The following is a 24,659-nucleotide window of genomic DNA, read 5'->3' as shown; positions in this document are numbered from 1 at the left end:
ATAAATTTTACGAACATTATAAGTAATAATATAGGCCCAAAGAAACTCGATATTCTGCTCATTAACTATGAAAAATAAAATACTCTTTTATTTGGTATTCCTACTCCATATTATTACGCCGATACTTTTAATTCAGTTGTATCTATTTAAGGCTTACTGGTTTCCAATATTGCTAATACTGTCAATAATTATATCAATATTTTATTTATGCATCTTTATACGTGGGTTGAATAAAAAAATAAAAAGTTATATCCTATCATTTCCAGTTTATATCATCTCTTTTTTTTGTTTTTTTAAGGTTGTTCAATTTCAAGACGAGAGGAATTTTACAACTGCGAATAAGCTGATTGCCCTGATTGAAGATCATAAAAAGAGTAACTTAAATTATCCTAATGCGTTGTCTGAGCTTGAGGGTAAATACATAAACTGTACTCCTAAAATTTGGAGAGGATTAATGGCGTCAGATTACCTTTATTACTATGATAAAGTCAACCACTCATTTTCACTTACAATAAAATTAGGGAATGCAGGTAAAACTTGGCAGAGTTCTATCGGGAGTTGGGACTATTTTGGAGAATAACTTTTGAGAAATTAAGAATGAAAGAAAAAGTAACGGAAGAAACAGGATGTCTTACGGAGTTTTAATTATTCTTTTGGTTATAGTAAATAATCTCCATCCCTTCAGTTGTGTTTTTGACTATGTTTCTGATGAGAAGCAGTTCGACTACGAATCCATATTGCTTCTTATTTGGGAATTAGCAGAGAGACTTTAAGCCGTATTAGAAAAAAGTGGCTGCATTTTTCATTTTGTGACATTTGTCAAAAGTTAGCTTTTAGCAGCATGATATCTTTGAAGTACAAAAATCAGATATCATGAAAAAACATTTATTAAAAATTAGTGTCATAGCGCCTAAAACTTCTGATAGAATTTTGTATCGCACATTTTGGAAAAATCCTTTTGCTTTTTGGCGCTGGCATACCTATTTCAATGGAGATGAAAGGTACAAGCTGCCGTATAAGTGGTGATCGGATTTTGATAAAACATTCATAGGAAAAATGGCTAAAAAACTTATTTGCATAGTTGGAATACTTGCGATTATTATAGTTTCAATTCCAATTTTGTATCTCTTCAAAACAAAGTGGAAAGAAAATGCTGTAGAAGTAAAAGCACCAAAAGGGTATGCTAATGATGCTAGCCATCTCAACTTAACTAAGATTGATACCATCATTCAAGTCCCAAATGATAAAGGGCAGATTGAGCTTCAACTAAGAGAGATCTTAAAATATGCAAGTCAGAAAAGGTTGAAGATATCCATTGCTGGAGCGCAACATAGCATGGGTGGGCATACGATTTACCCTGGCGGAGTTGTATTGAACATGCTTCCATATAAGCAAATGAAACTCGATCCCACAACTAATATGCTAACGATAGGTGCAGGTGCTCTATGGGAAGATGCGATAAATTATTTAGATGGATATGGGAAATCTATTGCAGTAATGCAATCGTTCAGCTCTTTCTCCATTGGAGGATCTATTAGTGTAAATGGTCATGGATGGCAAAAAGATTCGCCTCCAATATCCTCCAGTGTAATTTCATTTACGCTAATGAAAGCTGATGGAGAGATTGTGAATTGCAGTAGGCAAGAAAATGAGGAGCTCTTTCATTTAGTAATTGGCGGCTATGGCTTATTCGGAATTATTCTAGAAGTTAAACTAAAAGTTGTGGACAATGTGGCGCTTAAATATAAACAGGTCCGTATAAATCCAGATGATTATATAAAGTATTATAATAAGTATATTTTGGGAAACGATAAAGTAAACCTTGTTTTCGGTCGTTTGCGTGTATCTGATAAACATTTTCTTGAGGAAGCTACCTTAAATTTTTTTGAAGAAAGTGAAAGCGACATACCAACGCTTGCGGAGCCAAAAGGCGTAGAGATCAAACGTCTAATTTTTAGGGGAAGTGTTGGTAACGAGTATGGTAAAAAGCTACGATGGGATTTGGAAACTACAGCTAGTAAAGTAATAAAAAATCTAACGTTTTCTCGAAACGAGCTTTTAATTGAAAGAGCTTCGTTAATAGAAAATAAAGATAGTTTGTCTACAGATTTGCTTCAAGAATATTTTATTCCCGAACAAAACTTTAATGATTACATCAAGGCTATTAAGCCGATATTAAAAAGCAGTCAAATAGATCTTTTGAATATCACAATCAGGTCGGTAAAAAGAGATAGTGATGCTTACTTAAATTATGCTAAACAAAATGTTTTTGGTTTTGTGATGTTGTTCAATCAAAAGAAAACGAAGATGCAGGAAGAAGATATGATAACCTTAACGAATAATCTTGTAGATGTTGCAATAAAAAATGGTGGAACGTTTTATCTGCCTTATAGGTTACACATTAACCGTGATAAGATGAGAATAGCTTATCCTCAAGCGGAAATTTTCTTTCAGCTGAAACGCAAGTATGACCCAGACGAGCTATTTAACAATAAGTTTTACCAGCATTACAAGTAAAAGATATAGCCTTACGAAGTTTTTGATACTCCGTAAGGCGTCTTGTTTTTAAGTTTCTTTTAGGGCATTTAGGGTTACAAATCAAACTTAATGCCCTGTGCTAATGGCAAAGTATCAGCGTAGTTAATAGTGTTGGTTTGTCGGCGCATGTAGGCTTTCCAAGCGTCGGAGCCACTTTCTCTACCACCACCGGTTTCTTTTTCTCCGCCAAAAGCACCACCAATTTCAGCGCCTGAAGTACCAATGTTCACATTAGCAATGCCGCAATCAGAACCTTGTGCCGATAGGAATTGTTCCGCCTCACGCAAGTTCAAAGTCATAATAGCAGAAGATAAACCTTGCGGAACTGCATTCTGCAAAGCAATGGCCTCTTCCAAATCGTTATATTTAATGAGGTACAAAATTGGAGCAAAAGTTTCGTGCTGTACAATTTCGTAATGGTTTTCTACCTCGGCAATGCAAGGTTTTACGTAGCAGCCTGAGCTGTAAGCGTCACCTTCCAATACACCGCCTTCTACCACAAATTTGCCGCCTTCAGCTTTGCATTTTTCAATGGAGGTTAAGTAAGCGTTTACTGCATCTTTATCAATTAGTGGACCTACGTGGTTATTTTGATCCAATGGGTTGCCAATGCGCAACTGTCCATAAGCTTTTACCAATTTTGCCTTGAAAGTTTCGTATACACTTTCGTGGATAATCAAACGTCTAGTGGTAGTGCAACGTTGTCCGGCAGTACCTACAGCACCAAACACGGCACCAATTAGCGACATGTCCAAATCAGCATCTTTTGAAATGATGATGGCGTTATTGCCACCTAATTCTAAAATGGTCTTGCCTAAGCGGTTAGCTACTGCCATGGCCACGGCTTTGCCCATCCTGGTTGAACCTGTTGCCGAAACCAAGGGAACACGAGTGTCGTTGCTTAGCAGCTCTCCAATTTCTCTATCGCCGATGATTAGACAAGAGACGCCTTCAGGGATATCGTTTGCAGCAAAAACTTCTTCTGCAATGCGCTGACAGGCGATGGCTGTAATAGGTGTTTTTTCAGATGGTTTCCACACGCACACATTACCACAAACCCAAGCTAAGGCAGCATTCCAACTCCACACGGCAACAGGGAAATTAAATGCTGATATAATACCTACAATTCCTAGCGGGTGCCACTGCTCGTACATGCGGTGGTTTGGGCGTTCGCTGTGCATGGTTAAACCGTATAACTGTCTTGACAAGCCTACGGCGAAATCACAGATATCAATCATTTCCTGCACTTCACCCAAACCTTCTTGCAAGCTTTTGCCCATTTCGTAAGAAACCAAAGTTCCCAAAGCTGTTTTTTGTTTTCTTAAGGCGTCACCAAACTGACGAACAATTTCGCCACGTTTAGGTGCTGGGACTTTGTTCCAATACTTATACGCTTCTTGTGCAGTAGAAATTACATGATCGTACTCTTTCATGGAAGCCGCAAATACGGACGCAATTTTTTCGCCATCAACAGGCGACATGCTATGGATATGGGCGCCATCGGCCGCATGGCTCCACTTGCTACCTGTACTATATGAAGGGTTAAAACCGGCAATGCCAAGTTGTGCTAAAATCGAACTGATATCTGGTTTCATGATTTCTATATTTAAATAAGGATATCTACAAATGAACAAAAAATAAGACAAAATCAGTTATTAAAATGTCTAAAGCTTCTTTGAGATGTATTGATGAACTTGGACTAATTTAGTCTTGTAGCCACAACAACATATCAACTATTTGTTTGATTTCTTGTGAAGAAAAAATAGGTTTAAAATAATTTACATAACCTATAAGCTCGTTAACAGTTAGAATTTTAACATGCTGAAAATCTTCTTTCGGCTTTGCGTTAGTCAAAACAACTAAATTTTTGATTGGTATTTTTTTATTTCCCCAATGGTGATTATTTAATCTTATGTGGTAACTACTCCTTTCATTATTTAAAATGTTGAATATCGCGAAGTTCATTCTCCGAATTTGATCTACAGGGGATCGTAAATTTAAACTTTCTAGGGATTTTTCGCTCCAGTTTTTTGTCTCAATAAGAAATAAACCTGAAGGCCCAACAAGTATATGGTCAATTTGTACAGACTTTATATAATCATTTTCTTGCCTGTTATAAATTGCTGGGGAAAATGAGGCAACAAAATCATTGATTAAATAATAATCGTCAGATAGCTTTTCTAGCGCTTTAACTACTTTATGTTCTCCAATTGCACCGTAAATAGAATTGTTCAAACTATCAATTACTGATTTTTTTCTTTCTAGTTCTAGTAAAATATTTCCGGCGCTCTTTTTTACCGCTTTGTCGAAGTTTGAACCTAAAAAATTTAGTCTGTTACTCTTTTGTTTTTGTTGTTTAGAGAGTTCGCTCACAGAAATATCAACCTCAATCTCTAAACTGTTTTCCTTGCCTTTAATTTTTCTATTGATATTCCAATTAGTGAACCGAGTCTCGACTCTATTAAAGAAATTTGAAGCTATTTTATCCGTATGAGATTTGACTTTTTCCTTTAGAAAGTGAATTTCGGTTAATATTTGTTGCTTCGACTCCTCTCGCTTTATTTCAATAACTTTGGCTAAATTCGAGAGTTCAGCCATAAGCTGACTTTTTTCTTCCTCAATTAATTTTTCATGAACATTTATTAGTTGATTGATTGTTGATTGATAAGAGTTTCGGAAATTTATAATTTCTTTTATCGAACTAAAATCATAAATTTTATTTTGTTCTAAACTTAATTTTATGGTTTTTAAGCAGCCAATTGAATTGTAGATTCTACACATCTTTTGTTCGATATTAGAAATGGAGTTGTTGATTTGACGTCAAGATCAAATCTCAATTACATTTATCTTTTCTTCTGGTATCTATCAAATAAACAATTTTCCATTCATCGTTTACTTTTACTAACTGGAATGAGTTTACGCCACAATGGCTAAATTTATCGACGATATAAAATTGATAATCCGTCCAAACACTTGCCAGGTTATCATCAACTAAAATTCTAGAAAATACAATGCGCTCATCGTAAACTTCCGGATGTGGCTTAGCAATACTTGCAATGAAAGCATTTAAATCGGTTGAACGAACAACGACATTGCCTTCCTTTGTTTTGCCAATAGTTTGCAAAATTGCACCCTGATTAAAAGCACTTTTCACCATGCTGCTATCAGCATTTCGCATGCCGGTAAATAAATTATTAATGGTCTTTTTAATCGCTTCTTCCTCAGCCAAGTTTTGTGCAAATAGCTTTACACTTAAACAACTTAGTAACAAAATGAAAATAGTTAGGTGTTTCATGACTTTGGTGTTACCTTTTTAAAACTAAATATATCGAAATTTGTCATATTAAAGAACCTGCCTGAGGAGAGGCATTCGGTATCCGCACCTTACACAGCCTAAATCATTTATTTATAAACATTTGAGCAGCATATTGTGTGTATGTTGAAAATTATTTTATCGTGTTGATTGATAATTAGTGTAAACTTATGATGAGATAATACATTAGGGCTGTTCTTTTAAATATTCAAAACCATGGAAGAAGAATTTGAATTTGATTTTAATGAAGATGCGCAAAACTCGGTTGAACGCTACGAAGAAATGATTCGTAACGAAGACCAATATTTTTTTGATGCGCAAGCTTTTGAATATATCATAGATAACTACATAGAGAAGAACGACCCCGTAAAGGCATTGGAAGTAATTGACTTTGCATTGAGCCAACATCCGTATGCTGCGGTTTTTTTAATCAAACAAGCACAATTGCTGTTGTTTACCAATCAGGTGGGCAAAGCATTTAATGCACTTGAAAAAGCCGAAATGTTGGAGCCTTCAGAAGCAGATATTTATGTACTGCGAGGAAATATCTACCAAAACATGGATAGGCACTCAGAAGCCCTGGAGAACTATGAAAAGGCATTAACCTTAGCCGAAGTAACAGACGAAATTTTAATCCAAATTGCCTACGTTTACCAAAACATGCAGGATTATGAAAGTGCGGTAATCTATATCAAGCGCAGCTTAGAACAAAATATGGAAAACAAAGATGCGCTTTATGAGTTGGCATTTTGTTACGATATTTTGGATAAGCAGGAAGAAAGCATCCGTTTTTACCAAGAGTATATTGATAGCGATCCTTACTCTTACTCTGCTTGGTACAATTTGGCCAATTCTTACCATAAGTTGGAACTTTATGAAAAAGCGATTGATGCCTACGATTATGCCATTTTAATTAAAGAAAACTTTGCTTCGGCGTACTTTAATAAAGGTAATGCCTTGGTGCAGTTGGATAAATATGAAGAAGCTATAGAGGTTTATAAGCAAACTTTTGAGTATGAGCCGCCAACAGCCGATACCTACTGTGCTATAGGTGAATGCTACGAGAAATTGGAGCAAATGGGCGAGGCTAGGTCATACTACAAAAAGTCGGTAAAAATGGATCCGCAAATGGCCGATGCTTGGTTTGGGATTGGTGTAACGTTAAACTTTGAGGAGCGTTACTTCGAGTCCTTGCATTTTTATAAAAAAGCATTGGATTTGGACGAAGAAAATCCAGATTTCTGGTTTGCGATGGCTGATGCCTATTACAAATTAGGACAGGTAGAAGAGTCGATCGAAGCTTATTATAAGGTAGTGGAATATAATCCTATTGACGTAGAAGCTTGGTTGGATTTTTCGACCGTACTTTACGAACAAGGCAAACTATTGGAGGCTTCTGAGGCGATGTTGGATGCCATCAAAAACAATCCAGATGCGGCAGAATTGTACTACAGAATGGTAGCTTATATGTTTGCTTTAGGTAAAACACAGGAGGGGATCGATTATTTAGAAACTGCACTTCAGATTGATTCTTCTAAACATTATATCCTTTTCGAATATCTCCCTCAATTGTCTAATAATAGCACAATTGTAGCAATCATTAGCAAGTATATCAATTAACATAAACAAAACGTAGCGCTATACCAAAAAAAAGGGATAGTTTTTTAACTTTGCAGCCAGTAAATACATAGGGGTATTTATGCTGCAGTATTGAATCAGCCTGTGGCAAAACCTTGGTAATAGCATAACAATTAAATGAATTATAGTTTAAACAACATTCCTGAACGTACAGCAAAACCACGCCAAAAAGGGTTAACCATGGTAATGGATAAGGGTTTAAGTTTAAGGCAGGTTGAAGATTTTATAGAAGTAGCCGGTGTACATACCGATATCGTAAAATTGGGTTGGGCAACGTCGTTTGTTACCCCAAACCTGACGGAAAAATTAGCGTTATACCGTAGTGCTGGTATCCCTGTTTATTTTGGAGGTACTTTATTTGAAGCTTTCGCAATTAGGAACCAATTTGATGATTACCAAAGAGTACTCGAAAAATATGGGATGGAATATGCTGAAGTTTCTGATGGTTCAATGGACATTGATCACGAAGAAAAATGCAACTACATTGCAAAATTAGCTAAACAGGTTACTGTAATTTCAGAGGTTGGGTCAAAAGATGCAACTAAAATCTTTGCACCTTATAAATGGATCCAGTTGATGAAAGCAGAGATAGAGGCGGGTTCTTGGAAAGTAATTGCTGAAGCCAGAGAAGGTGGTAATGTTGGAATTTATCGTGGTACAGGTGAAGTTAGGGAAGGTTTAGTAGATGAGATTTTAACTCAAATACCTGACGAGCGTATCATTTGGGAAGCGCCCCAAAAAGAACAACAGGTGTGGTTCATTAAGTTAATTGGTACCAATGTTAATTTAGGAAATATTGCCCCTGCCGAAGTTATTCCCCTGGAGACTATACGATTAGGTTTGCGAGGTGATACCTTTGATTATTTCTTGAATAAATAAACACAATATTCATTTTTCATTCCTGCATTTAGGAGGAATCAATTGCTCAGCGGGTAAAAGATCTGCTGCGTTTCAAAAAGAGAGAGCGACTATATTGTCGATAATGATTTTATGAGAACTTTTGGACTAATAGGATTTCCACTTTCTGCTTCTTTTTCTAAGCAGTTTTTTGCAGATAAATTTGCTGCCGAAGGCATTTCAAATTGCAAATATGAACTTCATCCTATTCCGCAAGCTAAGGAAATACTTGATTTAATTGAAGCCGATCCAAAGTTATGTGGCTTAAATGTAACTATACCTCATAAGGTGAGCGTAATGCCATACCTCACCGAAATGGATGATGCTGCTGAAAAAATTGGAGCAGTAAATTGCATCTCCATTGATCAGTCGGGTGCACAACCTGAGTTGAAAGGTTACAATACTGATGTGTATGGTTTTGAAGAGTCCTTGAAACCCTTATTGAAATCTCATCACCGAAAAGCTTTAATATTTGGCGATGGAGGAGCAGCGCAAGCGGTGAAGTATGTGTTTAACCAGCTAGGAATTCCGTTTATATCTGTAGTGAGAAATGCACAACCTAATGCGGTGCTATATTCTAGCGTAACCAAAGACGTGCTTGAAGAGTATACAATCCTGGTGAATACTACTCCTTTGGGAATGTTCCCTAATTTAGAATCGTTTCCTCCAATTCCCTATCAGCATTTATCTGATCAACATTTAGCTTACGATTTGGTTTACAATCCTGAGGAAACTCAGTTTTTAGCAAAAGCAAAAGCACAGGGAGCGGCTATAAAAAACGGTTTAGAAATGCTACATTTACAAGCAGAGCGCTCTTGGGAAATTTGGAACAAGCAGATTTGATAATGAGCAAATGCGATGATTTGACAATGTAATTGGAAGTAAGGGCAACAATCTCGAATTATCAAATCATCATTACATATAATTATGGCATCACTTCGTTTTTTCTGTTTGGTTTTATCTATAGCGCTATTGTCAGCCTGCAGTGGCGAAAAGGTATCAACTCCAAAGCCTAAAGGATATTTCCGTATTAATTTTCCGAAAAAAGAATACCAGATTTTTAATGATGGTTGTGCGTATAGCTTTAGCTATCCAACTTACGCCAAGCTCAGTACAGACACCGATAAAAATGCTCAACCCTGTTGGAAAAATTTAGAATTTCCACAGTTTAATGGCGTATTGCATATCACCTATTATGACGTTTTTTCGCCGAAGACGTATAACGAAATGACGGAGAACGCCCGTACATTGGCCATGAAACATACCATTAAAGCTGATGCGATAGATCAACGTTTAATTAATTTCCCTGATAAAAAAGTTTACGGCATTTACTACAGCATAGAAGGTAATACCGCATCGTCAGTGCAATTTTTTTTAACGGATAGTGTAAACCACTATTTGCGGGGCGCCCTCTATTTTAATGAGCGGCCGCAATATGATTCAATCCAGCCAGTGGTTAAATTTATAAAGAAAGATATCGATCAATTGATTGAGACGTTTCAGTGGAAGAGGTAATTTTTGTTAAAATGTTATAAAGTTGTAAAGTTGTAAAGTTGTAAAGTTGCAACGTTAAACCCTTCCAAATTTAAAAAGGCAGCAAAATGATTAATCTAAAACAGTTTACCTTTAATCCTTACCAAGAAAATACCTACGTTTTGTTCGATGATACGAAAGAATGTGCCATTATTGATCCGGGAATGTATGAAGGTTTTGAGCAAAATGAATTAGTAGATTTTATTAGGAATCAGGGTTTAAAACCAGTGCTGTTGCTTAATACGCATTGCCATATTGATCATGTATTGGGAAATAAATTTGTTTACGATCAATGGGGGTTAAAACCTCAATTTCACGCTGGCGAATTGCCTTTACTTCACCGTGTGGTGAGCTATGCACCACAAATGGGATTTAGATACGAAGTTTCTCCCGAGCCAGAAGTGTTTTTGGGTGAAACCGGCAAGGTTAGCTTTGGCAATAGCGAGCTTGAATTAATGTTCGCTCCGGGTCATTCTCCGGCGCATCTGTGTTTTTATGCTAAGAACGAAAATTTTCTCATAGGTGGCGATGTGCTTTTTTTCCGAAGCATAGGCCGTACAGATTTGCCGGGCGGCAACCATCAACAATTGATAGAAAGCATAAAGAACAACTTGTTTGTGTTGCCAGATGACTGCGAAGTTTTCCCGGGGCATGGTCCAAGCACAACTATTGGGTACGAAAAGGTAAACAATCCTTTTTTAGTGGGATAGTTTATTAAATCGTCGTTTCCGATATCAATTGGCTGAAAAAATTATCGGTCGCTGCCAATTCCGTCGGAGTACCATGTACATTAGTTACACCATTTTCAATCACATAAATACGATCAGCCAATTTCGCAACAGATGCTTTGTGTGTAACCATTAATACCGAAAGACCTTTAATTTGTTCTTTCTTTATGAGATTAAGTATAAAGTTTTCCATGTTTCTATCCATGGCGCTAGTGGCTTCATCTAAGAGCAAAACTTGTGGGTTTTTATAAAGTGCTCGGCATATCGCTATAACCTTCTTTTGCCCACCAGATAAGGTCACCCCTTCTTCTCCGATAATTGTGGTGTAACCTCGAGCGAATTGCATTATGAATGACTCTATACCTAAATCCCGACAAAAGCGTACAACTTTGTTCATCTCTTCTAAAGGATTTAGACCCAGTGCAATATTTTCTATTACAGTGCCGTTAAATAATTTTATTTCTTGTGGGACTACTGCAATGATATTTCGCCATGACGGTGTGTAAAGCTGGTTTAAATCTATTCCGTTAATGGTAATTTTTCCTTGTTCAATTTCATAGAATTTTTCTAAAATAGTCAAAGTCGTACTTTTGCCACATCCGCTTTCGCCAAGCAGCGCAACTATTTCGCCTTTTCTTAGATTAATGCTTACATCTTTTAATATTGGTTTTCGTCCAGCAAACCTGAAAGAGATGTTTTTTGCCTCTAGTTGATTAAACTCTATATGTGCAATTTTTTCTTCAACAAATTCTGGCTGTATAGAGCTGAAATCATACATTCTGTCGAAAGCCACCTTAGCTTCTTGTAACTGCAAGTTAATTTGAGATAATCTTGCCACTGCCGGAATTAAAGATCCTGAGAGCGAAATAACTGCCATCATCTCACCAATTTTGAGTTGCTTATTCAGCACCATAAAAGAAGCAGTGCCTATCAGCACTATGTTTAAGATGATACCAAGTATATCATTTGCCATTGTAAAACGATTACCCGTTTTACCCATAGCCAATGTTTTTTCTTGAAGACTACCATATACGGTTTTTATCTTTTGTGTAAATGTAGTTTCGAGTAGGTGTTGTTTAATAACCGAAATACCATTAAAAGTGTCTATGTAATTACTTTGGTTAATGCCGCCATAAGCCATTACTTCTTGTTGATGTTTTTTAATCGGCTTGCTATAACTCAGTATTAGCAAAACAATTGCAGGAATAAAGCAAAAAGTAATAATCGCAATTGTTTTAGAGTAGGTAATCAAAAAAAATGAAGTAGAAAGTAAGACAATAATATCTATAAAAAATGAGCCGGTAACAAAGCCAATGTTACGCTGAATGCGTGAAGTATCCTGCATTCGCGTAATCATATCTCCCGTTTTTCGGGTGTCAAAAAAAGATTTTGGCAGATAAACCAAAGCATTAAAAAAATTGCCAACTATACGATTGTTAAAATCTTTGCTTTGTAGCAAAAGAAAATGTGTTCTAACATAGCTCATTCCTGTGCGTATTAATAAAACGAAAAATAAAACAATTAGGGAAGTAATTAGTTTAGTTATGTTTCCAGAAGGTATAATTTGGTCTATGAGTTTTTGCGAAAATATGGCAATTGCCAGCCCGAGTATGGTTGAAATAATGCCCAATAGCATCGTCAGACCTAAAATATTTACGTCTGGTTTGATTAATGTTTTAAACCATTGCCATTTTGCTTTATTTGCTTGAGTAGAAAGGATAAAACTTTGATTGGGGCTTAAAGTCAATAAGGCTTTACTTTGCCAAATTTTTTCTAATTCTTTTTCGCTGAGCGTTATGATGCCTTTTGCGGGGTCGCCAATAGTGAACGTTCCTTCTAGGCTACCTAAAGAGGGCGGATTGTAGGAGAAGCAAACAATATAATGTTGTAGGTTGCCTTCGTTTATAACATGTAATATGCAATGCTTCTCAACTAATTTGAGCTGAAGCAGGCCTATTTCGTAGGCATCTGTGTCGAAGCCAATTTTTTGTGCACATTGGTATAAGCCTAGCAAAGTTGTGCCTACAGTGTTAGTACCACTAAGTTCACGGAGTTTTTCAAGATTGCTATTACCTCCATGAAAATTTACCAAGCTAAGTAGACAAGCTACACCGCAATCAGTCTGGTCTTGCTGTAAAACCAAAGCCCTTTTGTATTTTTTTAATATTGACTTATTTGGCATTGATAAATGAGTAGATGTTTTTTGCCGTAGTGCCACCATTGAATTTTTTGACTAGGCGCTTATTTCTTGAATATAAATAAATTGTAGGTATGTTCGCTGGTCCGAAATAATGGGAGAATTGATATTTGCTATCATTTAAAATTTCGTAGTTGATGCCTTTGTTGGCGAGGTATTGATGATAAGCGTTGAGTTGTTGAATGGTTGACGGCGATACGAGCAGAACGTAACAATTGGCAAACCATTGTTTTTGCTTAATTATATCATCCATTTCATCTGTGCAATAATGGCAATCTGTCGAAAAGTAAAGTACTAAATAATATTCTTTTTCTGGTAATTGTCTTTGGGTATATAGCTGGCCATTTAAAGTTTGAAAAGTAAAATTGGGTAATTGCGCTGCATTAGGTTGAGCTTTTATTTTAATAATGATAAAATAAAGTAGTATCGCTGATACACAAATTACAAAGAAACAAAATAGATAGAATTTTTTACTCATGACGGTTGGTTAATTAAATTGATAAACGTCACAATAACAAACCAAGAGAAAAGCCCTAAAAAATAAGTGATAGCCAAAGTACGTCCTAATTTAGAGATTTGATTTTCGGTTAGCTTTTTTGCTATAAATGCTATGGTTAGTATATAAATTACCTCCCAAAGGTTGATGATCTGCATAGGATAAATAAGGTAACTAGGCAAATCTATTGGATGGTATAATTGGTAAAGCGATAGCGAACTAAAATTATGAAGGTAGTACGGTTGGTAGTGTTGTTTGTTATAAATTAGCCAAATCAACTCTGCTAAATATTGCAGCAAGTATATCGTTGTTCCAGCTAGGATAGCCTTAAAAAGAATGCTTTTTCTTAGGCTGATGTTGTTGACTTTTAACGTGGAAAAAAGTAATAGGAATGTAATTGCCGAACTCCAAAAAACCAGAGTGGGAACAATAAATATTTTGTAAGAGAAATGGTATACATTGAAGACGTATAACGAGGCTAGGTAGGAAATGCAAAAAAAGCTTAATGTTAGAAAACCCAAACAGTAAAGGGAAAAACTACGATGCTGAAATATTTTATTCATCGTATGTTAAAATTTTAGCTTGAAATTGGTATTCGGTTTTGCTGTTTAAAAACCATCTTTTACTTCTTGTCGACATAGTTATGCTATAATTATCTTTATTATAAGCCTTCGGAAAAGTGGTTTCAGCGAAATTAGGAATTTGACTGACGTATGAGCCAAACGACTTTACCAATTTGCCGCTATAATATTCTTTATCTAATATTTCAACAACAATAAAAAATCCTTCTTCGGGTAGCTTAATGCCTAAGTGAGATAAATCAATATTAAACCATCGCTTTTTTTTAACATTTTGCAAAATCATCGGTTCCATTAGTTCTAGCCTTGGAAAGGTTTCCCCCAATTCCTTTTTATATAGCCTCAGTCTGAATGGCATTTCTATACCGTTTGAACGGTCAAACATCTTAATATTAACCGCATTGATAAATCCTGTTTGTTTATCCTTATTATTGATGTAAAGTCCAAAACTACTATCGTAATATACACCATTACTGGTAATGCTAAAGGCTTGTGTCCCAACGGTTATTTCCTTTAATTTATTTTTTGACTTTGAAATTTTAACCTCTTTAAGGCCATAACTTACTGGTGTAAGTTCAATTATATGGAGTAAGTTTTTTTTGTTTTGAACAAATAAATTCAATGTTTTAAATCCCATACAGCTAATGAAAATACTATCTCCCTCATTAATACTTTCTAATGGGATGTTTGCAACACCTTGACTATTGATAGGATAGTCAATTTTTCTATTGATTGATATGTTGGCAGTCTCTAATACAACTAAGCTATTGGCATCAACTATTCTCGGTTGCCAAAGAGGATTACCTTTTGTTTGTGCTTGGCAGATAAAACCTAGTGCACAAAGAAATAGAATTAGGAACGAATTGTTTCTCATCTCATAATCATAAATGTTAATCAAACCAATTAAACGTTAGTTTCAACTGGTTTGATTAAATAGAGTTTATTGTTACCAACCTGAAGGACAAGTTCCAAATGCATCTGGTCTATCACCAACTTTTACCCCCAATACATAATATCCACAAGAGTACCAACAAAATTCTTGATAATTACCCCCGCCTACTTCTCCAACTTCATTAATTGAGTAATCGACAACTTTACTGTAATCACAATAAGTTCCCCACCAAGGAAATCCTCCCTCAATTTTTTCCATTTGTTCTAAGTTTAATTTTTTCATGCTTAAAAGGTTTTTAGTTAAACAAAAATTATTTGGCGAAACTTCAAAAAAAAAAACTATAATTCCAAAAATGTGACTTTTTAGCTCACAACTGAAATGTTTAATCGGTTAAATTCATGTTTTATTTCTGTTGTATCTATAGTTTTAACCTTAAACACCCTCCACCTTTTTTCCCTATCTTTACCAAGTGAACACTGCGTTTTATATAGCCCGTAGGTATCTCTTTGCGAAAAAGTCTACCAATGCCATTAATATCATTTCTGCAATTTCAATGTTGGGAGTAATGGTAGGAAGTGCAGCATTGATTATTATTCTATCCGTATTTAATGGTTTTGAGGAAGTGGTGCTAAAGATGTTCAACAGTTTTACTCCGCAAATTGTAATTTCGCCTGCCGAGGGGAAGACTTTCAATCCAAATACTCAATATTTTGGACAGCTAAAAAAAGATCATTCTATTTATTCGTTTAGCGAAGTGCTTGCTCAAAATGTGTTGGTTCGCTATGATGAGAAACAAACACCTGCATTACTCAAAGGTGTAAGTGACGATTTTTTGAAAAACAACAGCTTGGATAGCGTTACCATGGATGGTGTTTTTGTGCTGCACAATAAGATAGGGCAGCCGCAGGCAGTCGTGGGCTCTGCATTGCAAGCTTTTTTGGGCGTTAACCCTGCTGATCCATTTGAGCAGTTACAAATTTTTTCGCCCAAAAAGGGCGCCACGGGTAACACTGTAAATCCCTTAGATGAGTTTACCGCGTTGAGTATATCTCCAGCCGGAGTTTTTCAAGTGCAACAAGATTTCGACGGACAGTTAATAGTGCCGCTTAGCTTTGCAAGAGAATTGTTGGGAGAGCCAGTTAATGTATCAGCTATTGAGATAAATGTAAAGCCAAACATCGATGCTGAAAAATTGAAATTAGACATAGCCGAGCAATTGGGTGCGAAATATGTAGTGAAAAACAGAATCGAACAGAACCAAGCACTATACAATTTGCTAGGATCAGAAAAATGGATGGTTTATATTATTCTCACTTTCATCCTAATAATAGCAATTTTTAATATCATTGGATCGTTAACTATGTTAGTGATAGATAAGCAAAAAGATATTTCGGTACTGATAAGTTTAGGGGCGGGTAAAAGGTTGATTAAAAGAATTTTTTTAGCTGAGGGTATGATGATTACAATCACAGGTTGTATATTTGGCATATTGATAGGATTTGTTTTTTGCCAATTGCAGAAAACTTATGGCATGATAAAAATGGGGGGAGAGGCAGATTTTGCCATTTCTAATGCTTATCCTGTAGCGTTAAATTGGAAGGATTTTGTTTTAGTTTTTATTACAGTTAGCTTTTTTTCGTTTATTGCCGCAGGTTTGGCATCAAATTTAAGCGTGAAGAAAACAGATCATATCAATCAAGATCTTTAAGCATATGTGTACTAGTAAAAAGTTCGTTTTTATATTGTTTGCGTTAGGTTTGTTGTGGGCATGTAGTGGTAACGAAAAATCTCAGGAACAACAAGGTAAAACATTAGTCTTTAAAGGGCTTTATAGTTATGGTCCAGAGGTGAAATCGTTTACCGATTGCGACGAAGGACGTGAATACTGGGTGGCAGATAGTGCAAAAAATCTGGAGCTAGAGTACACTGAGCAAGGTTTCGAAAAGCCTTATACTCCCGTTTATATCGAAGTTGAAGCACATTTAGTTAAATCTGACACTACCACAATTACCGGCGGTTACGACTCGACGATGGTGGTTACCAAAGTGCTTAAATTAACTAAAACCATACCTGAAGGCCCTTGCAACCAGTAATGGTTTTTACTCGCTGACAGAAGAAGAATTCACATATAAGCCTTTCGACAGCTGTGGAATTACCTGTTTTTCGGCGGCAACCTTAAAAAGCGTATTTATTGCTTTTTTCCCTTCAATTCCTAAATCTACAGAGTATTTGTTGACATACAACTCAATATGTTTATACATCACATCTTCCTCCATGGCTTGGGCATGTTGACGTATAAAGGAAAGGGAGGATTTTGGATCCGCGAAAGCAAACTCAACAGACTTTCTAATCAAGCTATTTACTTTTTGTTGAATTTCGATAGGTAGATTTCTATTTACTACAATGCCGCCCAATGGAATAGCACAACCGGAAAATTCTTCCCAATACGTACCTAAATCCGTCACTTTGTGCAAACCTTTTGCCTGATAAGTAAATCTGTTTTCGTGGATAATCAGTCCCAGATCAATTTCATCGTTTACTAAAGCGTCTTCAATAGCTGAAAACACCATTTCAACTTTGTTGGTCAGCTGCGGATATGCTATCCCTAATAAAAAATTCGCTGTGGTATATTTGCCAGGAATTGCAACCCTGAGTTGAGCGGCTCTTTCTCCGTTTTGCAACTCTTTCAGTATATTTTCAGCATTTTCTTTTTTGCAAATTAGTAGCGGTCCAACACCAAAGCCTAAAGCGCTGCCAGCATCTAATAGAGCATATTTTTCTGCCACGTAGGCCAAGGCATGGAAGCTCAATTTAGTGATATCCAGCTCGCCATTTAATGCTTTTTGATTAAGTGTTTCTACATCATCAAAATAAACTTTAAAACTTAAACCTTCGGTATCTATCTTATGATGAATTAAAGCATCGAAAATAAAGGTATCGTTTGGACAGGGAGAAAAGCCGAGTGTAAGTTGCATGTGGTAAAATTACTTGTTCGTTGTAAACTTGCCAATCTTTTTATCGTGTTATGCATTTAACATGACAATTAAATCATGCCTATATTTTTGCTAAGTATTCGATCAGCCAATCGTTCAGGTTTTTAATTGCCAAGCCAATATTCCAGTTAGCCCTATTTCTAGGTTCAACATAATTGGAAATGCTACGCACCTGCAAAACCGGAATGCCCATACGCTGACAAGCGAAAAATACCGCGGCTCCTTCCATGCTTTCAGTTTGCGGTTGGTATAACTCTTCGATTTTGGCAATGCTTGATGCATTCCCGTGTACCTTATTCACGGTTATTCCCTTCACCTTTTTCAAATGAGGTATGTTATTTTGCAAAGAATGAAATGTATTTTCCCCAAACCCTAGCTGAGGCAGACTAATAAAATCTTGATGATCTTCGGCGCCCAATTCTGAAAATGTATCTTCGGTTACGTTCACCAATTCACCTAATGAAATCAATCGGTCGAAGCTTCCAGCAATACCAACGTTAAGTACTACATCATATTTTTTGCTTAGATGCCGCCCTAGCGCAAATGCAGTAGCTACCATTCCTACACCAGTAATTAAGATATCAAACTTTTCGGATTCCATAAAATGATCTCCAGTACAAGAAAATTGGTCAATAGTTAATTCAACTTCATTTTTGGTGGCTGCTACTACTAATGTTTTCATTATGCTAATTAACGAATATTTTGTGTTGACTGGAGTTTGCAAGAAATTCAGCGCTCCGAAAAATAAAAAAAGGATATCCGTTAAACGAATATCCCTTAAATATATATGTTGTGCAATTAGTTTCCGTTGAACGAGAAAGTAAAGGCTCCTTCGTCGCTTACGCCAGCAATGGTGGTTCTTCCATCTCTCGATGTTGGCAATGCTTTTTCGATATCTGCTGCGCTATTTACCTCTTTACCATTAATTTTTGTAATGATTAGGCCTTTTTTAACGCCCCAATAATCGAACATTTGACCAGGAACTACATTAGTTACCACTACGCCATTTTTAACGCCGTATTTAGCTTTTTGTGCTGCAGTAGCCGGTGCAAAGCTTGCGCCCAACTTACTAATGCTAGCGCCTGTAGACTTACTGCTTTCTGTTTTTGCAGCTAAGGCTACTGAGCTTTCACCTTTCAAAGTCACATTGATGTTCTTAGTAGAGCCATCTGCTTTAAGTACGGTTAGAGCTACTTTATCACCAGGACTCATACGACCAATACGCTCTTGCAAATCCGGAGAATCATAGATAGAGATACCTTCTACCTTCTTGATGATATCACCTTCTTTGATGCCTGCAGCTGCCGCAGCACCACCTGGCAATACATCTCTAACGTATAAACCAGTATTCTCTTTGATTTTCAATTCTTCAGCTACATCGGCATCTAAGGCGGTAAAAGTTACCCCAATAAAACCACGTTTAACTGAACCAAATTTTTTGAAATCTTCCAATACCTTTTTAGCCAAATTAATTGGGATAGCAAAGCCATAACCTTCATTTCTGCCGCTTTGAGATGCAATGGCCGCGTTGATGCCAACTAGTTCTCCATTAGCGTTAACCAAGGCACCACCGCTATTCCCCGGATTGATAGCCGCATCGGTTTGAATGAAGGATTCAATTGAGTTGTTTGTTCTTGACGGCTGTTTGCCAGTTCTTCTAAATTCATCGTATTCTTCTTCGGTCATCATCCCGTTATCACGGTTTAAAATACCAATATTACGAGCTTTAGCGCTTACAATACCTGCAGTTACGGTAGTTTGTAAATCCAGCGGGAAGCCAACTGCTAATACCCACTCGCCTACTTGAACGTTATCGGAATTACCCATTTTTACATAAGGTAAATTATCTACGTCTACTTTAATTAGAGCTAAATCAGTATTTGGATCTTTACCAATTACTTTAGCGGTAGCCTTACGGCGGTTAGATAAAATTACTTCGATTTTATCGGCATTATCTACCACGTGGTTATTGGTTACAATATAACCATCAGGCGTTAAAATTACCCCCGAGCCCGATGCTGCTTGTGGTTGGCGAGGGCCACGTTGCATACCACCACCAAAACCAAAAAATTGCTCAAACATATCTGGCATGCCGCTGTCTCTGCTTGATTTACCTTGGTAAGTAGTTTTAATATGCACTACCGCAGGCGAAACAGCAGCGGCAGCCTGTACAAAATCAGGCGCACCAGCTGATGAAATCCCTGATACGTTACTAGCAAACATGGTCTTTTGTCTGTCGGCCAATGTAAAGCTATCATTTGGGCGCTCTATTAATTTATAGGCGCCAATTGCAGCTGCACCACCTATAAAAGAGGCAGCCAAAGCAATTAATCCTATTTTTTTAATTTCCATTGTATGTTAATTTTTAAAATGAAATCTTTTTTAAAGTTGTTTAGTCAAATTTAATACCATATGAACGATATTTGTATCATAATAAGGTCTGATTACATGTTAAAAAATGTTAAAGTAATTAGCTCAAATTTTTATTCATTTTTTGCATATAAAAATATCACCATCTAACTCTAATCGTATAATGAACATCAAATTTTATAAATATCAGGGTGCCGGAAATGATTTTATATTGATAGATCACCGTGAAACTCCCTTAAAAAACATTGATAATAACGTTGTAGCTCAACTTTGCGATCGGAGATTTGGCATTGGAGCTGATGGTTTGATGTTTTTATTGGATAGCAAAGATTATGATTTTGAGATGGTTTACCACAACTCTGACGGAAATGTAGGCAGCATGTGCGGCAATGGAGGAAGATGCATCGTTGCTTTTGCAAAGTATCTAGGAATTTTTGACACGGAGACTAATTTTTTGGCAGTTGATGGTCCTCATTATGCCAAAATTTCAGCGGAAGGAAATTGGGTTGAACTACAAATGATTGATGTAGAGGCTATCCATACCGATGGTGACGCTTTTGTTTTGAATACTGGCTCACCACATTATGTACAAGAGGTAAGCGGCTTGGAAAGCTTAGATGTTTACGAGGCGGGCTATCAAATTAGAAACAACGAGACTTATAAAACCGAAGGTATTAACGTCAACTTTGTAGAGCGTAAACCTTCACATTTGTTTGTAAGAACTTTTGAGCGTGGCGTGGAAGATGAAACCTATGCTTGCGGAACAGGAGTAACAGCCGTAGCGATGGCTATGGCAAAAAAGCAGAACCAAATAGGGCAGGTCGTAACACCAGTAACCGTACTTGGAGGTAATTTGGAAATCAATTTTAGTTACGATGGACAAAAGTTTACCGAGGTGTTTTTATGCGGCCCGGCAGAGAAAGTTTTTGAAGGCGAAATCAATTTATAGTACAAGGTAATTTTACAACAATGGAAGAAATCTTGTTTGATTTTATATCAAAATACATTTCAATTAATGAAGATGAAAAGAATGCTATACTATCGTTAAATCTATTTCACTCCGTTAAGAAAGGGACGATTTTGTTAAAAGAGGGGCAGAGGTCAAGGGATAACTACTTTGTATTAAAAGGATGTATCAGAACCTACTACATCATAGATGGGGAAGAGAAAACAACTGCTTTTTACACTGAACTGGACGCCTTAACACCTCACTGCGTTACCAATAATACCCCGTCCGATTATTTTATCAGCTGTGTGGAAGATAGTATTATTTTAATTTCAGACGCGGATGTTGGAATGGAAATCAACAGCAAATTTCCGAAGTTTGATACCATGTGTAGGATTTTATCCGAAGAGCTATTGGCGAAAGAACGAGTAGACTTTGATGAATTTAAAACTTCTTCACCAGAACAGAGGTATCTCAACCTTATCAAGAATAGGCCTGATCTTATTCAAAGGGTTCCACAGCATCAATTGGCAAGCTATTTAGGCATCAAGCCGCAATCTCTGAGTAGAATACGGGCAAGGATTTTTGAAAAAAAGAACTGACGCTCATTTCTAAACTTAAGTTAACGAGTTATCATATCTCGCCAATCTACTTTTGCATTATCATTAAATCCAAAAAGATATGCAGAAAAATTTACTATGGCTTGCATTTACCGTTCTGATAGCGAGCGCCTCCCCAATTAAAGCACAAAATAGCGTACCAGACAGCACCTCTAAAAAGTGGTTCATCGGAAGCACCCTTTTACTCCTTGGTAATTTCGATAAAACAAACAATCCAGCGTATATTCAATTAAATGCCGGATACAGGATTACTCCTAAAGATGTTGTTCATGTTAGGTTCAAAAGATCGGTTTACGCATGGCCATTAGGTATTCCTTTCGGCCCATCATTTGATGCGCCAGGGCTCAATTATCCTGGAAGTGCCCGTATCATTGCGCCTCAAATAGGTTATCAAAGGTTTTGGTGGAAAGGAATATATACTTCACTTTATGCTTTAAATGCCTTTGAGAAATACATGGACGAGGATAAAAAGAAAATTGGAAACGGGTTCACGTTATATTTAGATTTCTATTTAGGCTACCAATTCAAATTTCTCAAAAACCGATTCTTTTTTGAGCCAGCTATTGGATGCAGTTATTGGCCGCTGCGAACCAATGTACCAGCATCTTTTAAATCAGTAGAGAAAAAATGGCCTAATTATTTTATTCAACCAGGGCTTGATTTTGGGTTTAACTTCTAAAATCCTTTAAAAGAACCTGGGAACCCACCTAATCACTTTAAATTATAGTATAACAATAGGCTAAAAAAATGCAAAAGAGAATTTTATTCCTTGGCTTCATTGTGCTGCTTATAGCAAGTACTTTTCAACTTAAAGCACAATACACCAAAACAGACAGCACATATAAACGCTGGTTCATTGGCAGCACATTATTTCTATTGGGCAATTTGTCTACCACTAATCCCCCTAATTTTGTGCAGCTCAATATAGGTTATCGTATTACAGCAAAAGATGTTATTTCCCTTGAACCAAAAACGTGGAAATATGCTTGGCCAAATGGCATCAATCCTATTTTTAACAAATCGTACGGAAAGGCAGAAGAGAAATTTCCAGGCTATGTGCGTGAGTATGGCATTTCATTAGTTTACCAGCGTTTTTTTTGGCAAGGCATTTATGCTGAACTCAATGTAATGCCTACTTTGCAAGTATTTAAAAACGAACAGGGAAGACAAATTGACAATGGATTTCAGATTTTCAATACCTACCGTTTGGGTTACCATATCAAACTTTTAAAAGATAAATTTTTCATTCAGCCTTCCGTAGCAATTACGCATCGTGCCTATCATACCCAATTGCCTAACGGATTTAAGGAGCTAGACGATAAATGGTCAAAATTTGTATTTGGAGAGCCAGGATTTCATTTCGGATTCAACTTTTAGCCCGAAAATAACCAACGCTGTATTTTATCATATGCCCAAATTAAGATGGACTTGTTAAAATACCAGTTGAACAAGTAGGAATGCTTAAGCCGTGTGCCCCCGTATCATTACCTAAAAAACAATTCAACCCCATTATTTAAATTAAAAATCGATGAAAAAGTTATTATTTACACTTATTGTGCCATTTGCAATTTTAGTTTCTTGCAAGAAGAAAGATCCTGATCAAAACACCTTGTCCCGTAAAATTAGATATGAAATAACCGGGAATTTTACTGGAAAATTTGACGTGATTTATAGCGACAATATTAACGGAGCGACAAGGATTGCCAATGTTGCGTTACCTTGGTCAAAGGAAGTAACCTATGAAAGCAAGGTGTTAAGTGTTGGCATAGGTGCGCAAGCTTCTACCACAGGAGCACCGGCACAAACGGCTACAATCAAAATTTACCGAGATGAAACAGTAGTGAAAACAACCAGTGCCACATCTGGTTCGCTAGGCGAAATGGTACTGCCTACAATCTCCTATATTTTCTAAAGTTCGCAAAGATCCTACATCTACCTATTGCGCTATTCCAGTGCACATTTCAAACTCCTCCAATGTTTGATAAATTACCGAGGGGAAAAAAACACGGTACCATAGAATTTTGTAGGTCGAAATAATTTAAACGCATAAGATTGGTGGTGAGCTATAAATATTGTCTTGATAAAATAATCTCACTTCCATAATCGCATGCAGTACAATCGATAAAATAATACGCTTACTAAATTAAGCTCTTCATTGTAAGTAAAATACAAAACGGATTGCGAATGTCTTCCGATATGGTTCGTGTAACATTTACACGACAAAAATTAATCAAACGATTAAATGAGATTTCCCTGACTTTGCAAATCAAACTCAAAACTAATTTTGGCGTTTAACAATTTTGTTAAACAAAAAAGTCAACATGTTGAGCAAGGAAGAACTGATTAAACAAACCGCCAAGGAGCTTTTTTTTAGTAAAGGCTACCTACATGCTACTACGCAAGAAATTGCCGATGCAGCTGGCGTTAACCGTTCCTTGATCAATTATTATTTCCGCTCCCGCGATTTACTTTTTCAAACCGTTTACAGGGAAGCGGTTGATGGTTTGAAATTACAATTGGATAAGGTGCTTTACGATAAGATACCTTTTAAAGAAAAGCTAAATCTGTTTATTGATGTTTACATGAAAGAACTCATGAAATATCCGTACAGAGAATCGTTTTTGATCACCGAAATATGCAGCAAAAATTTTGCGTTGAAGGAGAAGAAAAAAAGTGCTGCTTTAGCGCATTTTCTACAAGAAATAGCGCAAGAAATGGAAAAAGGAACCATTAAAAAAGGTGATCCAATTCAGTTTATGTTCAACCTCTTCTCATTGATGGCATTTCCGGTGATCATGACACCGCTTTATCAAAAGCTATTAGATATCTCCAAAGAAAAATACAACAAACTTATTGCTGACCGGAAGCAAATTATTTTAGAAAGTATATTCCATTAAACAACCTCAATTACAATACATAT

The 24,659-nt window shown here is 36.5% G+C and carries 26 protein-coding genes and 1 pseudogene; 16 read left to right on the top strand and 11 right to left on the bottom strand.

Going from position 1 to position 24,659, the window contains the following annotated elements:
• Positions 1 to 226 precede the first annotated feature (226 nt).
• The 3 genes from ACY2A0_RS06040 (at position 227) to ACY2A0_RS06030 (ending at position 2,517) form a co-directional block, all read left to right on the top strand.
• Complete coding sequence (locus tag ACY2A0_RS06040) at positions 227 to 580, top strand: hypothetical protein (RefSeq protein ID WP_461791288.1); 354 nt, start codon at positions 227 to 229, stop codon at positions 578 to 580.
• Positions 581 to 873: 293 nt separating this feature from the next.
• A complete protein-coding gene (locus tag ACY2A0_RS06035; protein ID WP_461788650.1) occupies positions 874 to 1,026 on the top strand; it encodes a hypothetical protein in 153 nt (50 codons plus the stop codon).
• 30 nt (positions 1,027 to 1,056) lie between these two features.
• Positions 1,057 to 2,517 (top strand): FAD-binding protein, encoded by a 1,461-nt coding sequence (locus tag ACY2A0_RS06030; RefSeq protein ID WP_461788649.1) that lies wholly within the window; start codon positions 1,057 to 1,059, stop codon positions 2,515 to 2,517.
• Positions 2,518 to 2,591: 74 nt separating this feature from the next.
• Here the strand turns inward: ACY2A0_RS06030 and amaB are convergent, their stop codons facing one another.
• The 3 genes from amaB to ACY2A0_RS06015 form a co-directional block, all read right to left on the bottom strand.
• Positions 2,592 to 4,133, bottom strand: coding sequence for an L-piperidine-6-carboxylate dehydrogenase (gene amaB / locus ACY2A0_RS06025; protein WP_461788648.1), 1,542 nt, complete (start codon positions 4,131 to 4,133; stop codon positions 2,592 to 2,594).
• A gap of 109 nt (positions 4,134 to 4,242) precedes the next feature.
• Positions 4,243 to 5,319 carry a nuclease-related domain-containing protein gene (locus ACY2A0_RS06020; protein WP_461788647.1) on the bottom strand — a complete coding sequence of 359 codons (1,077 nt, stop codon included), beginning with the start codon at positions 5,317 to 5,319 and terminating at the stop codon, positions 4,243 to 4,245.
• A gap of 52 nt (positions 5,320 to 5,371) precedes the next feature.
• Positions 5,372 to 5,833, bottom strand: a complete 462-nt coding sequence (locus tag ACY2A0_RS06015) for a nuclear transport factor 2 family protein (RefSeq protein WP_461788646.1) — start codon at positions 5,831 to 5,833, stop codon at positions 5,372 to 5,374.
• Positions 5,834 to 6,067: 234 nt separating this feature from the next.
• Here ACY2A0_RS06015 and ACY2A0_RS06010 point away from each other — a divergent pair, with 234 nt between their 5' ends.
• The 5 genes from ACY2A0_RS06010 (at position 6,068) to ACY2A0_RS05990 (ending at position 10,629) form a co-directional block, all read left to right on the top strand.
• Entirely contained in the window at positions 6,068 to 7,471 is a 1,404-nt protein-coding gene (locus ACY2A0_RS06010) for a tetratricopeptide repeat protein (protein WP_461788645.1), read from the top strand.
• A gap of 135 nt (positions 7,472 to 7,606) precedes the next feature.
• Positions 7,607 to 8,368, top strand: coding sequence for a phosphosulfolactate synthase (locus tag ACY2A0_RS06005; RefSeq protein WP_461788644.1), 762 nt, complete (start codon positions 7,607 to 7,609; stop codon positions 8,366 to 8,368).
• 111 nt (positions 8,369 to 8,479) lie between these two features.
• Positions 8,480 to 9,229 carry a shikimate dehydrogenase family protein gene (locus ACY2A0_RS06000; RefSeq protein ID WP_461788643.1) on the top strand — a complete coding sequence of 250 codons (750 nt, stop codon included), beginning with the start codon at positions 8,480 to 8,482 and terminating at the stop codon, positions 9,227 to 9,229.
• 84 nt (positions 9,230 to 9,313) lie between these two features.
• Positions 9,314 to 9,901, top strand: coding sequence for a gliding motility lipoprotein GldD (gldD, locus tag ACY2A0_RS05995; RefSeq protein WP_461788642.1), 588 nt, complete (start codon positions 9,314 to 9,316; stop codon positions 9,899 to 9,901).
• A gap of 86 nt (positions 9,902 to 9,987) precedes the next feature.
• Positions 9,988 to 10,629, top strand: a complete 642-nt coding sequence (locus tag ACY2A0_RS05990) for an MBL fold metallo-hydrolase (RefSeq protein WP_461788641.1) — start codon at positions 9,988 to 9,990, stop codon at positions 10,627 to 10,629.
• Between the two features lie 4 nt (positions 10,630 to 10,633).
• On the opposite strand, the gene ACY2A0_RS05985 is transcribed toward ACY2A0_RS05990, so the two are convergent.
• From ACY2A0_RS05985 to ACY2A0_RS05965, 5 genes and pseudogenes are all read right to left on the bottom strand, one after another.
• Positions 10,634 to 12,394 carry a peptidase domain-containing ABC transporter gene (locus ACY2A0_RS05985; RefSeq protein WP_461791042.1) on the bottom strand — a complete coding sequence of 587 codons (1,761 nt, stop codon included), beginning with the start codon at positions 12,392 to 12,394 and terminating at the stop codon, positions 10,634 to 10,636.
• A gap of 6 nt (positions 12,395 to 12,400) precedes the next feature.
• Positions 12,401 to 12,829, bottom strand: a pseudogene (locus ACY2A0_RS05980) (cysteine peptidase family C39 domain-containing protein); the annotation flags it as partial.
• The gene (locus ACY2A0_RS05975; protein WP_461788640.1) at positions 12,819 to 13,322 is read right to left on the bottom strand and encodes a TlpA family protein disulfide reductase; all 504 of its coding nucleotides are present in this window, start codon (positions 13,320 to 13,322) and stop codon (positions 12,819 to 12,821) included. The gene ACY2A0_RS05975 and the pseudogene ACY2A0_RS05980, both read right to left, overlap by 11 nt.
• A 573-nt stretch (positions 13,323 to 13,895) precedes the next feature.
• The gene (locus ACY2A0_RS05970) at positions 13,896 to 14,792 is read right to left on the bottom strand and encodes a hypothetical protein (RefSeq protein ID WP_461788639.1); all 897 of its coding nucleotides are present in this window, start codon (positions 14,790 to 14,792) and stop codon (positions 13,896 to 13,898) included.
• Positions 14,793 to 14,864: 72 nt separating this feature from the next.
• Positions 14,865 to 15,092 carry a hypothetical protein gene (locus ACY2A0_RS05965; RefSeq protein ID WP_461788638.1) on the bottom strand — a complete coding sequence of 76 codons (228 nt, stop codon included), beginning with the start codon at positions 15,090 to 15,092 and terminating at the stop codon, positions 14,865 to 14,867.
• A gap of 187 nt (positions 15,093 to 15,279) precedes the next feature.
• On the opposite strand from ACY2A0_RS05965, the gene ACY2A0_RS05960 reads away from it, so the two are divergent.
• On the top strand, positions 15,280 to 16,518 hold the full coding sequence (locus tag ACY2A0_RS05960) for an FtsX-like permease family protein (protein WP_461788637.1): 1,239 nt from the start codon (positions 15,280 to 15,282) through the stop codon (positions 16,516 to 16,518).
• A gap of 4 nt (positions 16,519 to 16,522) precedes the next feature.
• Positions 16,523 to 16,903, top strand: coding sequence for a hypothetical protein (locus ACY2A0_RS05955; RefSeq protein ID WP_461788636.1), 381 nt, complete (start codon positions 16,523 to 16,525; stop codon positions 16,901 to 16,903).
• A gap of 6 nt (positions 16,904 to 16,909) precedes the next feature.
• Here ACY2A0_RS05955 and ACY2A0_RS05950 read toward each other — a convergent pair whose 3' ends face one another.
• The 3 genes from ACY2A0_RS05950 to ACY2A0_RS05940 all read right to left on the bottom strand — a co-directional run bounded on the left by ACY2A0_RS05950 (position 16,910) and on the right by ACY2A0_RS05940 (position 20,155).
• The gene (locus ACY2A0_RS05950; RefSeq protein ID WP_461788635.1) at positions 16,910 to 17,785 is read right to left on the bottom strand and encodes a 1,4-dihydroxy-6-naphthoate synthase; all 876 of its coding nucleotides are present in this window, start codon (positions 17,783 to 17,785) and stop codon (positions 16,910 to 16,912) included.
• A gap of 79 nt (positions 17,786 to 17,864) precedes the next feature.
• Positions 17,865 to 18,485, bottom strand: coding sequence for a futalosine hydrolase (gene mqnB, locus ACY2A0_RS05945; protein WP_461788634.1), 621 nt, complete (start codon positions 18,483 to 18,485; stop codon positions 17,865 to 17,867).
• 116 nt (positions 18,486 to 18,601) lie between these two features.
• On the bottom strand, positions 18,602 to 20,155 hold the full coding sequence (locus ACY2A0_RS05940) for a trypsin-like peptidase domain-containing protein (RefSeq protein ID WP_461788633.1): 1,554 nt from the start codon (positions 20,153 to 20,155) through the stop codon (positions 18,602 to 18,604).
• Between the two features lie 181 nt (positions 20,156 to 20,336).
• On the opposite strand from ACY2A0_RS05940, the gene dapF reads away from it, so the two are divergent.
• From dapF to ACY2A0_RS05910, 6 genes are all read left to right on the top strand, one after another.
• A complete protein-coding gene (gene dapF, locus ACY2A0_RS05935; RefSeq protein ID WP_461788632.1) occupies positions 20,337 to 21,122 on the top strand; it encodes a diaminopimelate epimerase in 786 nt (261 codons plus the stop codon).
• Positions 21,123 to 21,142: 20 nt separating this feature from the next.
• On the top strand, positions 21,143 to 21,721 hold the full coding sequence (locus ACY2A0_RS05930; RefSeq protein WP_461788631.1) for a Crp/Fnr family transcriptional regulator: 579 nt from the start codon (positions 21,143 to 21,145) through the stop codon (positions 21,719 to 21,721).
• A 79-nt stretch (positions 21,722 to 21,800) separates the two neighbouring features.
• On the top strand, positions 21,801 to 22,418 hold the full coding sequence (locus ACY2A0_RS05925; RefSeq protein WP_461788630.1) for a hypothetical protein: 618 nt from the start codon (positions 21,801 to 21,803) through the stop codon (positions 22,416 to 22,418).
• Between the two features lie 68 nt (positions 22,419 to 22,486).
• Positions 22,487 to 23,116, top strand: a complete 630-nt coding sequence (locus ACY2A0_RS05920; protein ID WP_461788629.1) for a hypothetical protein — start codon at positions 22,487 to 22,489, stop codon at positions 23,114 to 23,116.
• Positions 23,117 to 23,267: 151 nt separating this feature from the next.
• A complete protein-coding gene (locus ACY2A0_RS05915) occupies positions 23,268 to 23,651 on the top strand; it encodes an MmpS family transport accessory protein (RefSeq protein WP_461788628.1) in 384 nt (127 codons plus the stop codon).
• 409 nt (positions 23,652 to 24,060) lie between these two features.
• On the top strand, positions 24,061 to 24,636 hold the full coding sequence (locus tag ACY2A0_RS05910) for a TetR/AcrR family transcriptional regulator (protein WP_461788627.1): 576 nt from the start codon (positions 24,061 to 24,063) through the stop codon (positions 24,634 to 24,636).
• Positions 24,637 to 24,659: the final 23 nt, after the last annotated feature.

It is taken from the genome of Pedobacter sp. (genome assembly GCF_965249885.1).
Lineage (GTDB): Bacteria > Bacteroidota > Bacteroidia > Sphingobacteriales > Sphingobacteriaceae > Pedobacter.
The sequence above is the reverse complement of the archived record's forward strand: the minus strand, read 5'-3'. Positions and strand labels throughout refer to the sequence as shown.

Coding starts and splice junctions, on each gene's coding strand:
- ACY2A0_RS06035 (WP_461788650.1), top strand. CDS start 874: ATGAAAAAACATTTATTAAAAATTAGTGTCATAGCGCCTAAAACTTCT.
- ACY2A0_RS06030 (WP_461788649.1), top strand. CDS start 1,057: ATGGCTAAAAAACTTATTTGCATAGTTGGAATACTTGCGATTATTATA.
- amaB (WP_461788648.1), bottom strand. CDS start 4,133: ATGAAACCAGATATCAGTTCGATTTTAGCACAACTTGGCATTGCCGGT.
- ACY2A0_RS06020 (WP_461788647.1), bottom strand. CDS start 5,319: ATGTGTAGAATCTACAATTCAATTGGCTGCTTAAAAACCATAAAATTA.
- ACY2A0_RS06015 (WP_461788646.1), bottom strand. CDS start 5,833: ATGAAACACCTAACTATTTTCATTTTGTTACTAAGTTGTTTAAGTGTA.
- ACY2A0_RS06010 (WP_461788645.1), top strand. CDS start 6,068: ATGGAAGAAGAATTTGAATTTGATTTTAATGAAGATGCGCAAAACTCG.
- ACY2A0_RS06005 (WP_461788644.1), top strand. CDS start 7,607: ATGAATTATAGTTTAAACAACATTCCTGAACGTACAGCAAAACCACGC.
- ACY2A0_RS06000 (WP_461788643.1), top strand. CDS start 8,480: ATGAGAACTTTTGGACTAATAGGATTTCCACTTTCTGCTTCTTTTTCT.
- gldD (WP_461788642.1), top strand. CDS start 9,314: ATGGCATCACTTCGTTTTTTCTGTTTGGTTTTATCTATAGCGCTATTG.
- ACY2A0_RS05990 (WP_461788641.1), top strand. CDS start 9,988: ATGATTAATCTAAAACAGTTTACCTTTAATCCTTACCAAGAAAATACC.
- ACY2A0_RS05975 (WP_461788640.1), bottom strand. CDS start 13,322: ATGAGTAAAAAATTCTATCTATTTTGTTTCTTTGTAATTTGTGTATCA.
- ACY2A0_RS05970 (WP_461788639.1), bottom strand. CDS start 14,792: ATGAGAAACAATTCGTTCCTAATTCTATTTCTTTGTGCACTAGGTTTT.
- ACY2A0_RS05965 (WP_461788638.1), bottom strand. CDS start 15,092: ATGAAAAAATTAAACTTAGAACAAATGGAAAAAATTGAGGGAGGATTT.
- ACY2A0_RS05955 (WP_461788636.1), top strand. CDS start 16,523: ATGTGTACTAGTAAAAAGTTCGTTTTTATATTGTTTGCGTTAGGTTTG.
- ACY2A0_RS05950 (WP_461788635.1), bottom strand. CDS start 17,785: ATGCAACTTACACTCGGCTTTTCTCCCTGTCCAAACGATACCTTTATT.
- mqnB (WP_461788634.1), bottom strand. CDS start 18,485: ATGAAAACATTAGTAGTAGCAGCCACCAAAAATGAAGTTGAATTAACT.
- ACY2A0_RS05940 (WP_461788633.1), bottom strand. CDS start 20,155: ATGGAAATTAAAAAAATAGGATTAATTGCTTTGGCTGCCTCTTTTATA.
- dapF (WP_461788632.1), top strand. CDS start 20,337: ATGAACATCAAATTTTATAAATATCAGGGTGCCGGAAATGATTTTATA.
- ACY2A0_RS05930 (WP_461788631.1), top strand. CDS start 21,143: ATGGAAGAAATCTTGTTTGATTTTATATCAAAATACATTTCAATTAAT.
- ACY2A0_RS05925 (WP_461788630.1), top strand. CDS start 21,801: ATGCAGAAAAATTTACTATGGCTTGCATTTACCGTTCTGATAGCGAGC.
- ACY2A0_RS05920 (WP_461788629.1), top strand. CDS start 22,487: ATGCAAAAGAGAATTTTATTCCTTGGCTTCATTGTGCTGCTTATAGCA.
- ACY2A0_RS05915 (WP_461788628.1), top strand. CDS start 23,268: ATGAAAAAGTTATTATTTACACTTATTGTGCCATTTGCAATTTTAGTT.
- ACY2A0_RS05910 (WP_461788627.1), top strand. CDS start 24,061: ATGTTGAGCAAGGAAGAACTGATTAAACAAACCGCCAAGGAGCTTTTT.